Raw genomic sequence first — 13,563 nt, forward strand, 5'->3', positions numbered from 1 at the left:
CGTTTATATGTCAGAAGGTTTAAAATTAGTATTTTATATGTCAGGTAACTCCGACTCCATGCCAAACTTTTGGCGGAAACCGCATTTTTTACATAGCTCTTCAATAGCTTCACGACGAGAAAAGCCATCTACTAAATTTTGTGCACGTTCAGTGCTAATAATGTCCCCAAATTGCTGATTATGGACATTTCCTAAATTGATGACACCTTCCCCATCTAGACAGCAAGGAACGACAGAGCCATCCACTAAAATAGCTGCATGTGTACGCAAGGCATGGCAGAATCCTTTTCCTTCATCCGCTTTTTCAAGCAAGCTTGGCCAGCGGAATTCATGATCTTGGTTTAGATAAATATTTTTTGCTATTTTTAAACCTTTGCCCATTTCTACACGCTCTTGAATCTCAAAATCTAACCCATATTCATTTTCTAATATTTCGAGTGTCTCACGGTTTCTGCGGTTTGCCAGTTCCGAAACATTATTGCGCTGTAAATTCCATAATCGGTAGGAAATAATGACATTATGCTCTCGGACATCTCGCACAAACTCCAAAATATCACTTAAATATTTTTCTCGATTTTCAGAACCTTCATGTCCATCGAAGCTATGAAGAGAAAAATTAATTTGTCTAAGTGCTGGCTTACCTAATAGTTTATCGCGGTTCTTTTTAATCAAAGTTCCATTTGTTGTAATATTGACTTTAAAGCCTTTTTCATGGGCAATATCAAGTAATTGACCAATGCGCGGATGCAATAAAGGCTCCCCTTTAACGTGCAAATAAATATATTTTGTATAGCCACTAATTTCGTCAAGAATATGAGCAAATTGTTCTACCTTTATTAACCCTTTTGCTCTCTCTGTAGGTGGACAAAAGCTACAAGCTAAATTGCAAACACTTGTAATTTCGATATATACTTTCTTAAAAGTTTTCAACGCTCGTTCACCATTCCTCATATTAATTATATCTGCCTTAACCTTCTTACTTATGTTTTTGACTGTCTGCACTCAGAAGTAAAGCAATACATTTCATTGTATCAAACTTCAAACATAAATAGATAGTTGACGTTTTATCTCATAATTCCATTTTCCTCTACAAATGAAAAACTGCCTAGAAAGTATTCACCTTCTAAACAGTTTATAATTTTATCCTCGATTTCGAATGGATAAACCTTTTAAAAACTTGCGGGCAAAGTTGTCCCCACACTCTTTATAATTTCGGTGACCTGGTTTACGCATAATTGCACCTAGTTCGCCTTTCGAAACCGCGATGCCGCCTTCATCCAGAATATCGAGCATATCCTCGGTTGTAAGCTGGCACGCTACCTTTAGTTTCTTTAAGACCATATTGTTTACATGATCCGCCTTTTCTTGTACTGGTGCTGCTTGTCCTTCTTTTTTGGGCATAGGACCGCGCTTAAACGTAATTAGACCATTGAAAAAGGCCTCTAAATTTTTATTGTTTACCTTCATTTGATCGTAATCAACTGGTACTTCAGCCTCTTTTTCCAAAGACTTCGTTAAAATTTTCGGCATTTCTTCTGGTGTAATCGTTAAGCCGCCTAACTTAAATATTTCAATCATTTCTCTATTTTTCAAATCCAGTGCATAACGTACACGGATTAAAATATCATTATTATCCATAATTGCCTCCATCATGTTTTGCTAACGATTATTATAACAGACAGAGAGGTATGTTTGTTAGTTGGACGATCATCGTTTCCTGAATAGCTGGCGCACATTCGCTAAATCGGTAGGTAAGCTAAAAATTAAGTCATCCTGCTGCCACTTTAATAGAATACCGCTTCTAAGTCGTTTGCTTCGGGCGCAACGTATGCTTTAACACTTTTCCAGAAGCATTCCGTGGTAATTCCCCTATAAAATCTACTTCGTAAGGTATTTTATATTTAGCCAGTTGAGTAGCACAATATTCAAGGACTTGTTGCTCAGTCAATTCTTTACCAGGCTTTATCACGACATATGCTTTCGGTACTTCACCATATACATCATGCGGAACGCCAACGATTGCTGCTTCTAAAATTTCTGGAATCTGATAGAGCACTTCCTCCACTTCAATCGGATAGATATTTTCACCACCGCGAATAATCATATCCTTTTTACGATCCACAATATATAAATAGCCTTCCTCATCAAATCGACCTAAATCCCCTGAATGAAGCCAGCCATTTCGAATTGCGTTCGCTGTTTCTTCCGGTGCAAACAAGTAGCCCTTCATGACTTGGGGTCCCTTCACACAAATTTCCCCCACCTCACCGATAGGTACAATTTCACCATTCGAATCAAGTAATTGAATTTGTGTACGTGCAAGCGGCTTACCTACTGATCCAATTTTAATAAGTGCCGCTTCATCTAATAATGAGCTTGCTGCAGGTGTATTCTCGGTTTGACCGTATAAGTTTTGTACTTTTACATTTGGGAATGTATCCTTCAAACGCTTCACTAATTCATACGGCATCGGAGCTGCTCCGTAACAGAACAATCGTAAATGCTCAAAATTATAGGCAGCAAGCTCTGGCTTATTTAATAAAATTGTATACATTGCCGGAACACCGAAGAAAATCGTAGTCTGTGTTTCTACCAGTTTTTTTAAAGTTTTCTCAGGGGAAAATGCCTCATCAATTATAACTGTTCCACCCTTTAAAATTGTCGGTACAGCAAAAACATGACTACCCGCACAATGGAATAAAGGTGTGCATATAAACATGCGATCCTTTTCATTCATTTCCATAGACTCCGACCAGATTTCTGCTGTTTCCAATACATTACGGTGACTCAGCATTACACCTTTAGGTTTTCCCGTAGTACCCGATGTGTACATAACAACAGATGTCTCGTCCAAATCGAATGTTGGTAACTCTCCTGTTTCCATAGGTGTGTTAATAATTGCTCGTATTTTTTCTAATGTTAATACTTCGTCAAATCCATTCAGAGGAAAATCAATTGTCCCTTGTAATTTTTCATCATAAATGAGTACTTTTGCTTTTGAATGTTTAAAAATATACTCCACTTCAGGTGAAGCCAGCTTTGTATTAACAGGCATAACCGTAAGCCCTGCAAGTTGTACACCGTAATAAATCGCCATAAACAGATTGGAATTAAGCGTAAACTGTGCAACAATATCATCTTTTTCAAAGCCTTTTTTTACAAGGTAATGTGCAATTTTTAATGATTTTTCATAAAGCTCTTTATAAGTCCAGGATTCATCTTGAAACACAATAGCTTCAGCTTCCGGTGTTATTCGAGATTGTTCAAATAATGCTTTTGTAACCGCCATCCCCATCGCTCCTCATAAAAACATGTATTTCTTTAATTTTAGCAATTTTTTCTATTTAAATACAGTTTTTCATTCACAAAAAAGAATTGGCTAATTGTAGCTTATTTACTAGAACATAAAAGAAGTGCAATTGGACAAATTAAATATTGAGGAATATAAAAGGATATTATAGTTAATACTCTTTTTATACTTTTTCAAAAAAATTAATAAGGAGGATATTTATGCCAACATTAGAGGTGAAATGTACTGTATCCAACTGTTTTTTCCATGCGGAGGGAAATTTTTGTGGAGCTGAAAAAATAGAAATTAATATGGATAAAGCCAGTAAGAATGAGAATACCGAGTTTGCTTCTGATTTTGACCTCCATAAAAGAGAGAAAGCGAAAAGCTCAAGCGAAACATGCTGTCAAACATTCATTTCTAAAAAGGATGCATCTAAACACTCCTAAGATTTTTGGAAGCTGTCAATTGACAGCTTCCCTTTTTAAATTGTTAATGCGGACTATTACGATCTAGCCCAGGTACTTCATTTAACTTATATGCATTACTATCTACTTCCAAATTTTCATTTAATGGCTTAAGTGGAACTTCGTCTACCGTATGAACATCTTTCTTCTGAGCAAGTATGGCAAGTGTATCATTATAGGAAAGACCGGATGCAGCATTTAAGCGCTTTACTTCTTCTATATCGGTACCTGCTTCTGTATATTTTTTCTCGTGCATAAATCCACCTCCTCCTTCTTTAGGATGTGCGGGGAAATGTGGTTTATGTAAACGAGAGGATATCAATTAGTAATACATTAATCAGAAGCTTCCATTTCCTTAAAGAAAAACATTCCGGCTAAACCAATTACAGAAAATACAACAGGAATAATAAAGCCATAGTAATAGGCGTTTTGCAATACGCCTGAACTACTTTGAACATAATCCAATATAACCCCTAAAAAAATAGGTAATAACACAGCGCTTAAGAAACCGCCTGTATTTGCAAAGCCCGATACAATCCCTGATTCTTCAAGCGGGAAAGAGCGACGAACTGCTGCAAACGTTAATGCACTTGCCCCGTATCCAAAACCGATTAGAAAGAAAAGTATAATCACCCACCAAATCGATGGATATCCTTTAAATAATAAAAAAGTAATCCAGCTTGATAAGACGATTAGATGAATGGTAATATAAGGTTTTTTAATAGTATCGAACATGCTTGCAATCCAGCTCATTAAAGGTGCGCCTAAAATTGCTCCGACAAGACCGACCATAATTAGCTGACTTGCCTCAGAACGAGTCATTCCATACATATCCATACCAAAAGGTACTGCCCATGAACTAATAAAACCAACATAACCGCCAACCACTCCAAAATGGCAGAAAAATAAAGCCCATGCCTGACGATTTGAAAAAACCCTTTTTACGATTACTCCTGTTTTTTCACGAAGTATTTGTTCTTTTTCAACGACCGGTTTTATAAATGTTTGTTTTGTATTTTTTATAAGAACAACATAAAGAAGCAAGCCACATAAGCAAACGATAGCTCCTAACGAGAAAAAAGCCCCTCTCCAGCCAAGTAGCTGTATCCATGCAGAAAATGGAACAGTAGCTAACAAAAAACCTAAACTACCTGTCATACCGGCAAAGCCTACTAACCGAACAAATTCTTTTTTATGAAACCATTGCCCTAGTATAAGCATCATATTTACCCAAATCGTAGCATCGCCTAGTCCAGTTAAAATACGTGATAGAAACAGTACATATTCATGTGTTCCCACACTGTAAAAAATCGTTCCAACACCCGTTATAACTGCACCCAATATAAGAAAGAAATTCGGTCCAAAGCGATCCGCTAAAATCCCCATCGGAATCTGTAGACTTGTATAAACAAAAAATTGTACACCTGTAATAAATCCGATTGTCGTAGCGGTAATATTAAAATCGTTCATTAACTGGTCCGTAATCAATCCTGGTGCAGTTCTTTGACTTGCCATAAGCAAATACGTAAGCAATACCGAAGCAAATACAATCCATCTGTACTTACTATTTTGTTTATCCAGCAGCCTCTACTCCTAATGGTTTTATTTAATAAATTGCGTAAAACCCTTTTCTTGACTCATTTTATGATTGTAATTAATGTAATATCTTTTTAGTTGCAGACATTTTCATAAAGTATTTACCTTTACATATAAATAACAATATATCGGTTGTGATTTTTCAGGTTAAAAAAAAGCATAAAGGGAGTGCAAACATTCTACAAGTAGGTCCTTTGCCTATAAGTACACTTCGTTTGGATTGTGGCAAGAACCAGGTAGTGTATTATCCGTATGTATTTTTTACTGAGAATAATTTTTGGGAAAACAAAATGAACGAGGCAATTAAAGAGCAAGTGAAAAAGTTGATTTCTGTTCAAGTTGGAGATATGCCGACAACAGTGGAGGAAATGCAAGGTCTTTATGAAATAAAAAATAATCAACGACAAATATTAAGCTTATCACTTTCCAATTATACGTATCATCAAAAGGCTGCTCACGGAATGACCTATATCAAATCATTGAACTTTGATTTAGAAAAACAGAAGATTTGTAAGTTAGAAGATTTATTCATCCCTGGCAGTGACTATATCAAACGGATTTCCAGTCTTGTAAATATTCAAATTCACGAGCGGGATATTCCCCTTCTGGATGATTTTAACGGTATTCAACCAAACCAGGATTTTTATATAGCGGATAAAACACTAGTAATCTATTTCCAGCTATACGAAATTACCCCCTATTACGTAGGCTTGCCTATGTTTCCGATTTCTGTTTTTGATTTAACCGATATTATTGATGAATCAAGTCCTCTAAGTAGGATGGCTGTTAATAATTAAAATTTAATATAACTTGTATGCCTCTCATTTCTAGTGAGAGGCATATGGCTTTTTAGGCACCTTTTTAAGTACACCAAAAGAGGCAAATAAGCATAATATAACTAGAAAGCCAGTTTTAAACTTATATACGAGGTGAAGAAAGAATGGCGTCATCTATAGATTACACATCTCCATCTACTCAATTTGCTTTTGACATAAATAAAAGCACATTATTTAAAAAAGACCATCGAAATTTTATAAACGTATTAGGGGTAAAACAGTTAAATACCTTGGATAATGTGTCCTTACTGGATATATATTTAAGTGCCGATAATATAATTGAACCGCATTATCATCAAAACGCAGCAGAGCTCATTTATTGTATTTCTGGTGCTGTTACCGTATCTATCTTAAATCCTTTCACAAAACAACTTCTTCATTATCCGCTGACACCTGGACAAGTGGCGAATGTTCCACAAGGTTGGTGGCATTATGAAGTAGCCACTGTTGATGACACGCATCTTTTAGCAATTTTTAATGCACCGACTCCTGAAGTAATATTGGGTTCTGATTTATTAAAATTAACTCCACCAAATATTTTATCTCAAACATATTGCATTAATGAAACTGAATGGAATCAAGCCATCAGTCCTGTGAAGCCAAATACCTTTATTGGATCCTATTCCGATTGCTCCAAAGAGACGCAACAAATATCCCCTCAATATTTATATCCCCAGTATCATTGCTCACAATGTGCGCTCCATAGCCAACAAACGCCTTATGCATATCAAAACTGGCACTATTGAAATCGCCACTCTTTAACAAAGCTTCCCGCAATGAAAATACTTAAAAAGGATGATGTATATCATGAGATGTCCTGACGAGCAATTGGATATTAATCGCTGGGAGAATGACGGCGGAAAAAGTTTAGTATTCTAATAAAATTAGAAACAATATTTAAAGGATGGTATGAACTACATACCATCCTTTTGTTTTAATGTTCGTTACTATGAGGAGGTGTTACGGGATGTGCATCTTTAATGACACGAATCGGGCGCATCATATCATGATCTTCATGCTCTAAAAAATGACAATGCCATATATAATCCCCCGTATGTTCCTTCCAGTGCATAATAATTTTTGTTACTTTTCCTATATCCGCTTTTACAGTATCTTTCCAGCCTCGTTCATAATCATGCGGTTCTTCCGGAGGGCCTGTAAATTGCAATTTCCCCTCTGCTACATAAAGATCTACATTAAAAGGTCTACGTTCAAGTATTTTAAATTGTACTAGATGAACGTGAATCGGGTGATGGACTGGTGTAGTGTTAATCAAATTCCAAACTTCAATGCTATCTAAAGATGGTTTTTCAGTAGCGGGATCATGATACATTTTATCGCCCAATAACAGCATAAGTCTGCCATAACGGTCTAACGTACTTGTTAAAGGAAGATCCCGGACCGTATGTGCATGGTGCTCATGCAATTCCATTGCAGGTTCTAATAATGTCGGGATTTGACTTGTATCCTCACCCTTTAATGGCAAGTTTACAGTAAACTTCATAATAACATTTGTATGTTCATCAGCAAATTCCTCGTCATCATTCATTAAAATTATCTCTTCATTGGCAAAATCGCTAAAATCTATAATGACATCTACCCGTTCTGCTGGAGTTAATTCAACTGAATCAATACTTACAGTGGCAGCTAAAAACCCACCATCTGTTCCGATTTGGCTTATTTTCTCATCATTGGAGAGACGCAAGTTATAGCTTCTCCGGTTTGAGCCATTCAATATGCGGAAGCGATACTTTCTCGGCTCAACATTTAATATTGGCCATACCTTTCCATTAACTAGTATCGTATTACCAACATAGCCTAACGTGACAGTCGGGTTTGGCAATGGAAGCTGGTCAGGAACGGGAAGGGGAAATGGTGGATCTAGTTCTGTAGGGTAAAAAATAGAACCATCTTCATTGAATGATTTATCTTGAATGAGTAAAGGAATTTCGTAATTCCCCTTTGGCAGTTGTAAACGTTCTTCCGATGAATCACGAAGTAAATAAAAACCAGCAAGACCCGCAACGACATTTAATCGAGTAAGCCCCATTGCATGGTCATGATACCACAATGTCGTACCAGGCTGGTGGTTTGTATATTCATGTACTTCCTGTTTAAAGGCTGGACCTGTAGCAGCGTAATTTTTCGTATACCATGCTTCAGGGTGACCGTCACTTGCAGAAGCAACATTTGCTCCATGCAAATGAACTACGGTCCGTACTTCTGCGGAGTTGTTTACGCCATGCAAACTATAGTCAATCGGCAAGAAATGTTTTTCCGGAAGTCGATTCAAATATTTCACGTATGTCGTATAGTCTTTTTTTGCTTCAATAGTCGGCCCCGGAACAGTGCCATCATATCCCCACACCTCGGTAAAAGGAAAGTTTTTGTGGAATCGATGCTTTGACTTTAGCATTTGTATTTCATAATAGGAATTTGCCGGATAATTTTTATTTGCTCTCGGTCTTGCAGTAGGCGGTTTTACTAATTTATCTATAAATTTAGGTATTGTATTTGGATCAGCTGGATTAACAGGCTGCTCACTAAAATTCAAAATATACCATCCTTCTTTACTAATTTCATATAGTTTATTCTTTACTTCATTTAGGCGTTACTCCAAGGTACGTTTTCATAAACTTCAGGTAAATTAAATGATAAACATCGCCACAATTGTCGTAACGATTAACCCCACTACTACAGGTACAAGATTTCGGCGAGCAAGCTCAAATGGGCTAACGTTACAAATTGCGGCTGCAGGAATAAGTGCCCAAGGAACAAGTGTACCGCCACCTACCCAAATAGCCGCAATTTGTCCAAGTGCCGTCAAAGTTGCAGTTCCTTCACCAATCGCCGTACCAAATAAACTTCCGATTGACCCTACAAGTGAAATCCCCGAAAAACCTGAACCATCTAGCCCCGTAATTGCCCCTACCCCTGTCAGAGTAACAGCAGCTATTTCTGTAGTTAATGGGACAATTGCCGCTAACCCCATACCTAAATCATTGACAATACCATGTGAAGATTCAGGTAAGTGATCTCCTATAATTGTAAGAAATCCTGCATCCCCTAAATAGAAAAACGCCGCAATCGGGATTACCGGACCAAATACTTTAAATCCAAACTGAAACCCTTTAATAAAATAGTCCGTCGTTTGATCGAGCCCTTTCTTCCTATAAGCTACAACACAAAGAAGGAGCAAGATAAATACGGAAGTCCCTCCTACTAAAGCAGTTGCATCTCCACCTTGCAGATTAAAAAGAGACATTGCCACAACATCGAGTAAAAAAGCAACTGGAATTAAAAGGGCAAAGAATTTTTTTTGTGTCATCGATAATAAATCATCGGGTTTTTCCTGTTCTGTGCTGTTATCATACGTTCCTACTAATGGAATAGTTCCTCGCTTCATATCCCGTTTTAAAAGATAGAACGCCACTGCAGTCGTCACGACACCCATTGTTATAACAAGCGGTATACTCGCCGTAATTACATCCCCTACCGGAATCCCTGCAGCATCCGCAGTTAATTTCGGTGCACCTTGAATAATGAAATCACTAGACAGCGCGATACCATGCCCGAATAAGTTCATTGCCATTGCCACTCCAAGTGCTGGAAGTCCAGCTCGGATTGCTACCGGTAACAGTACTGCTCCGAGTAAGGCAACAGCAGGCGAAGGCCAGAAAAACCATGAAATGATCATCATTAATATACCTATTGTCCAAAACCCGAGTGTCGGATTTTTTATAATTTTTGTAAACGGCGCGATCATTACTTCATTAATACCTGTTTTTGTAAGCACCCGACTCATCGCCACGATAATAGAAATAATTAAAATAGTAGATAAAAGTTCTGTAATCGCATAAATAAAGCTGTTAAAAACCCCACTAATAGAAGAAATAAAGTCTCCTGTTGCAACAAATGCGATAACGAATATTCCTAAAATACTAATTAGTGAAGTGTCGAGCCGCTTCACCATGAAAATGATAATAAGGGCAATAAATGCTACATAAATCCAGTGGAGAGCTGTTAATTCAATTCCCATACTCTTCCTCATTTCTTTTTTATATAGCATATGGAGTGAAAAGATAGGTGGTGAACGCCTATTTATAATAAATATTTTTTAATAAATTGAGCATTCGCCTAGCTTCTTTTCATATGGATAAAAGTTAGTAACTATAAATAGTTGCTACATGTTTATTATTGAACTAAAAAGTGCCATATTACATAAATAGGAATGATCCAAAAAGGAGGGTGCACATGGCAGTCTGTCCGTTATGCAATGGTTTACATGAAGTGGAGAAATATTGTCGAACATGCCATATTCTATTAAATGATGAAGGAAAGGTATCTGATTATTTAGATCCATACGGACATTACAATGATGAAGAAACCGTTAAAATGGGTGATGGCTATCCATATACTGCAGCAAATGAAATTTGTCCACACTTATTAACTTGCAATGAATGCGGATATGATCAAGTGATTTTTATTCAACAGCTATAACTCATTATAATTAAGGTTGTTCGAAGTAGATTTTCGAACAACCTTTTCATTTTCATAAAAACTTGAAACTCAATTATACTTTCCTTACCTGTTAAAACCCACTTTCGTTTTATCATCATATAATGTGTTATAAATCATCAATTGAAGCATCGTTCTATAATTATCAATTCGACAGGAAAGGGAGAGTAAATGATTGTTGACGGGGTATTTTCCGGTGGTGGTATTAAAGGATTTGCATACGTAGGTGCGATTCAGGCACTAGAAGAAAAAGGGATAAAGTTTGAAAGGGTAGCTGGTACGAGCGCGGGTGCTATTTTAGCAACATTTATCGCAGCAGGATTTAATGCACAAGAACTTGAAAAAATTTTTGATGAACTAAATCTAAAAGTGTTGCTGGATCCTCCAAAAATGACGAAAGAATTTCCGTTTTTAAAGTGGCTCAACTTATATAAAAGATTCGGTTTATATAAAGGAAAAGCTTTGGAAAATTGGTTTCTCGAAAAACTAGCGACAAAAGGGATTTATACGTTTAGTGACTTACCAAAAGATTCATTAAAACTCGTTGCTTCCGATTTAACTAACGGAAAGATGATTGTGTTACCTGATGATCTGCATCACTACAATATAGATGGCAGCACATTTCCCATTTCACGTGCATTACGGATGAGTTGCGGTCTTCCTTTTTTCTTTGAACCGGTTTATTTAAAAAACGGGAAAAGTGAATCTGTTATTGTTGATGGAGGAGTTTTGAGTAATTTCCCGCTATGGATTTATGATAATGGTCACAAAAAGCGGCCGGTTCTTGGGATGAAGCTAAGCAGTGCAAGTGAAGATAGAGCACCACATGAAATTAACAATGCCATTCAATTATTTGAAGCGCTATTTACTACAATGCAAAATGCCCATGATAACCGTTATATCGCCCGTAGACATGAGAAAAATATTATCTTTATTCCGGTTGAAGATTATAGTACGACCCAATTTGATTTAGATGAAAAAACAAAAAATAAATTAATTAGCATCGGAAAAGAAAGGACTATTCAATTTTTAAAATCATGGTCTCCAGTTTGGTAAATACATTTTTAATGTAAAAAAGGTGAAACCCAATGATGCGATTTCACCTTTTTATATTTATTTCATTACTTTGAACACTTCTGGTACTGTATTTAAATCGATGTCCCACAAAATAGGGAGTAAGAAGTAAATGGACAATGTAATCAATATGACACCGAAGATATTTAGAGCAAAGCCTGCCTTCATCATATCTGTAATTTTAATATATCCTGAACCAAATACTGCTGCATTTGGCGGTGTGGCTACCGGAAGCATAAATGCACACGATGCCGCTACACCAGCTGCAATCATTAATGCATAAGGGTGAACGCCCAATGCTACAGCAAGTGATGCCATAATTGGATACATCATAGATGCAGTGGCAGTATTCGAAGTAATCTCAGTTAAAGCAAGAACAAGTGCTGCAACCAGGAAGATTAACACGATAACACTTACACCTTCAAGTCCCATAAGCTGTGACCCGATCCATTCCGATAAACCCGTACCTACAAACCCGGAAGCAATTGCAAGACCGCCTCCAAATAACAGTAAAATACCCCATGGTAATTTTACAGCTGTTTGCCAATCCATTATACGATCACCTTTACGATTCACAGAAGGGATCGCGAATAAAACGATAGCGAAAAATATTGCGATGATTCCATCAGATAGACCGGGAATAAAATCACTTAGGAAGAATGATCGAGTAATCCAAGAAAATGCAGCCAATATAAAGACTACGAAGACAGCCTTTTCTTCAAAAGATGCTTTACCTAAATCACTTTTTTCTTTGTCAATTACCGCTCTTCCACCTGGTAAAGTTTTTATTTTAGATGGGAATGCAATTTTTACAAGATAAAGCCATGTAAAGATGATGAAAAACCATGCAAATGGTACTCCGAACAGCATCCATCCAGCAAAAGATAATTCAATACCATACATTTTATTGATTGCACCTGCTAGCAATGTATTAGGCGGCGTTCCTATTAATGTTGCAATTCCCCCAAGGGATGCTGAATAGGCAATCCCGAGCATCAATGCTTTACCAAATGCAAAACGTTGAGGGGAAGTATCAATATTGACAGTAGGGTCATTTTTTAATCCGTCTGCCACTTGATTAATGATGGCAAGTCCAATTGGAATCATCATCATTGCAGTCGCGGAATTTGAAATCCACATTGATAAAAATCCTGTTGCAATCATAAACCCAAGTACAATTCGGTCCATATTTGTACCGACCATTGAAATTATTGAGATGGCAATACGTTTATGTAAGTTCCACTTTTCCATTGCAAGCGCAATTATAAATCCACCCATAAACAGGAAAATTGTTTCATCTCCATAAGAAGATGAAGTTACCTTTATATCTAAACTATTTGTTAAAGGAAACAATACAAGAGGTAATAATGCAGTAGCGGGGATTGGGATTGCTTCAGTAATCCACCAAGTTGCTATCCAAATAGTACTTGCCAAGACTCCTTTAGCTTCTGGTGTAAGACCCTCAGGATTAAAAAACAGCAACGTTAAAATAAACAATAACGGTCCTAATATAAGACCTACTATTTGCGCTGTTGTATAACTGCGGGGAGTATAACCTCCTCCACCTCCATTACCCGAACCTGCATTACCTGTTTTTTTGTAATTTCCGTCCGAAGCAATTTTAGAAGAATTTGGTTTTATGAAAAAAGTAAACATATCTTTTACTTGGTCATGCATTTCCCATAACCGATTCCAAGTTGTTGAAAACATCTCATTTCCTCCTAAATTTTGTTTTAAAATAACAATACTTTGTTTTCAATATTACTATTTCCTTTACCATTTT

13 protein-coding genes are annotated in these 13,563 nt (G+C 36.8%); 5 read left to right on the forward strand and 8 right to left on the reverse strand.

Annotated features, from left to right (window positions below):
* Positions 1 to 33 precede the first annotated feature (33 nt).
* From NYE67_RS17845 to NYE67_RS17855, 3 genes are all read right to left on the reverse strand, one after another.
* Entirely contained in the window at positions 34 to 930 is an 897-nt protein-coding gene (locus tag NYE67_RS17845; protein WP_340726226.1) for a radical SAM/SPASM domain-containing protein, read from the reverse strand.
* Positions 931 to 1,140: 210 nt separating this feature from the next.
* Positions 1,141 to 1,638 carry a YehS family protein gene (locus NYE67_RS17850; RefSeq protein WP_191700976.1) on the reverse strand — a complete coding sequence of 166 codons (498 nt, stop codon included), beginning with the start codon at positions 1,636 to 1,638 and terminating at the stop codon, positions 1,141 to 1,143.
* Positions 1,639 to 1,801: 163 nt separating this feature from the next.
* Positions 1,802 to 3,289, reverse strand: coding sequence for a class I adenylate-forming enzyme family protein (locus NYE67_RS17855; RefSeq protein WP_340726227.1), 1,488 nt, complete (start codon positions 3,287 to 3,289; stop codon positions 1,802 to 1,804).
* Positions 3,290 to 3,510: 221 nt separating this feature from the next.
* Here NYE67_RS17855 and NYE67_RS17860 point away from each other — a divergent pair, with 221 nt between their 5' ends.
* The gene (locus NYE67_RS17860; protein ID WP_340726228.1) at positions 3,511 to 3,738 is read left to right on the forward strand and encodes a DUF1540 domain-containing protein; all 228 of its coding nucleotides are present in this window, start codon (positions 3,511 to 3,513) and stop codon (positions 3,736 to 3,738) included.
* A gap of 43 nt (positions 3,739 to 3,781) precedes the next feature.
* Here NYE67_RS17860 and NYE67_RS17865 read toward each other — a convergent pair whose 3' ends face one another.
* A complete protein-coding gene (locus tag NYE67_RS17865; protein ID WP_340730931.1) occupies positions 3,782 to 4,012 on the reverse strand; it encodes a hypothetical protein in 231 nt (76 codons plus the stop codon).
* A gap of 77 nt (positions 4,013 to 4,089) precedes the next feature.
* Complete coding sequence (locus NYE67_RS17870) at positions 4,090 to 5,337, reverse strand: MFS transporter (RefSeq protein WP_340727289.1); 1,248 nt, start codon at positions 5,335 to 5,337, stop codon at positions 4,090 to 4,092.
* A 305-nt stretch (positions 5,338 to 5,642) separates the two neighbouring features.
* On the opposite strand from NYE67_RS17870, the gene NYE67_RS17875 reads away from it, so the two are divergent.
* Both NYE67_RS17875 and NYE67_RS17880 read left to right on the forward strand, forming a co-directional pair.
* On the forward strand, positions 5,643 to 6,149 hold the full coding sequence (locus tag NYE67_RS17875; protein WP_340726229.1) for a DUF3298 and DUF4163 domain-containing protein: 507 nt from the start codon (positions 5,643 to 5,645) through the stop codon (positions 6,147 to 6,149).
* A 143-nt stretch (positions 6,150 to 6,292) separates the two neighbouring features.
* Positions 6,293 to 6,934: a cupin domain-containing protein gene (locus NYE67_RS17880; protein WP_340726230.1), complete on the forward strand. Its 642-nt coding sequence runs from the start codon at positions 6,293 to 6,295 to the stop codon at positions 6,932 to 6,934.
* 188 nt (positions 6,935 to 7,122) lie between these two features.
* Here NYE67_RS17880 and NYE67_RS17885 read toward each other — a convergent pair whose 3' ends face one another.
* Both NYE67_RS17885 and NYE67_RS17890 read right to left on the reverse strand, forming a co-directional pair.
* Entirely contained in the window at positions 7,123 to 8,742 is a 1,620-nt protein-coding gene (locus NYE67_RS17885; RefSeq protein ID WP_340730729.1) for a multicopper oxidase family protein, read from the reverse strand.
* Positions 8,743 to 8,835: 93 nt separating this feature from the next.
* Complete coding sequence (locus tag NYE67_RS17890) at positions 8,836 to 10,227, reverse strand: hypothetical protein (protein WP_340726232.1); 1,392 nt, start codon at positions 10,225 to 10,227, stop codon at positions 8,836 to 8,838.
* A gap of 215 nt (positions 10,228 to 10,442) precedes the next feature.
* Between NYE67_RS17890 and NYE67_RS17895 the strand changes: the two genes are divergently transcribed.
* Entirely contained in the window at positions 10,443 to 10,688 is a 246-nt protein-coding gene (locus NYE67_RS17895; RefSeq protein WP_340726233.1) for a hypothetical protein, read from the forward strand.
* A 189-nt stretch (positions 10,689 to 10,877) separates the two neighbouring features.
* Positions 10,878 to 11,762: a patatin-like phospholipase family protein gene (locus NYE67_RS17900; protein ID WP_340726234.1), complete on the forward strand. Its 885-nt coding sequence runs from the start codon at positions 10,878 to 10,880 to the stop codon at positions 11,760 to 11,762.
* Between the two features lie 57 nt (positions 11,763 to 11,819).
* Here the strand turns inward: NYE67_RS17900 and NYE67_RS17905 are convergent, their stop codons facing one another.
* Complete coding sequence (locus tag NYE67_RS17905) at positions 11,820 to 13,490, reverse strand: SLC13 family permease (protein WP_340726235.1); 1,671 nt, start codon at positions 13,488 to 13,490, stop codon at positions 11,820 to 11,822.
* Between the last annotated feature and the right edge of the window lie 73 nt (positions 13,491 to 13,563).

It is taken from the genome of Solibacillus sp. FSL W8-0474 (assembly GCF_038004065.1).
GTDB classification, from domain to species: Bacteria; Bacillota; Bacilli; order Bacillales_A; family Planococcaceae; genus Solibacillus; species Solibacillus faecavium.

Coding starts and splice junctions, on each gene's coding strand:
- NYE67_RS17895 (WP_340726233.1), top strand. CDS start 10,443: ATGGCAGTCTGTCCGTTATGCAATGGTTTACATGAAGTGGAGAAATAT.
- NYE67_RS17865 (WP_340730931.1), bottom strand. CDS start 4,012: ATGCACGAGAAAAAATATACAGAAGCAGGTACCGATATAGAAGAAGTA.
- NYE67_RS17890 (WP_340726232.1), bottom strand. CDS start 10,227: ATGGGAATTGAATTAACAGCTCTCCACTGGATTTATGTAGCATTTATT.
- NYE67_RS17860 (WP_340726228.1), top strand. CDS start 3,511: ATGCCAACATTAGAGGTGAAATGTACTGTATCCAACTGTTTTTTCCAT.
- NYE67_RS17880 (WP_340726230.1), top strand. CDS start 6,293: ATGGCGTCATCTATAGATTACACATCTCCATCTACTCAATTTGCTTTT.
- NYE67_RS17900 (WP_340726234.1), top strand. CDS start 10,878: ATGATTGTTGACGGGGTATTTTCCGGTGGTGGTATTAAAGGATTTGCA.
- NYE67_RS17850 (WP_191700976.1), bottom strand. CDS start 1,638: ATGGATAATAATGATATTTTAATCCGTGTACGTTATGCACTGGATTTG.
- NYE67_RS17855 (WP_340726227.1), bottom strand. CDS start 3,289: ATGGCGGTTACAAAAGCATTATTTGAACAATCTCGAATAACACCGGAA.
- NYE67_RS17875 (WP_340726229.1), top strand. CDS start 5,643: ATGAACGAGGCAATTAAAGAGCAAGTGAAAAAGTTGATTTCTGTTCAA.
- NYE67_RS17905 (WP_340726235.1), bottom strand. CDS start 13,490: ATGTTTTCAACAACTTGGAATCGGTTATGGGAAATGCATGACCAAGTA.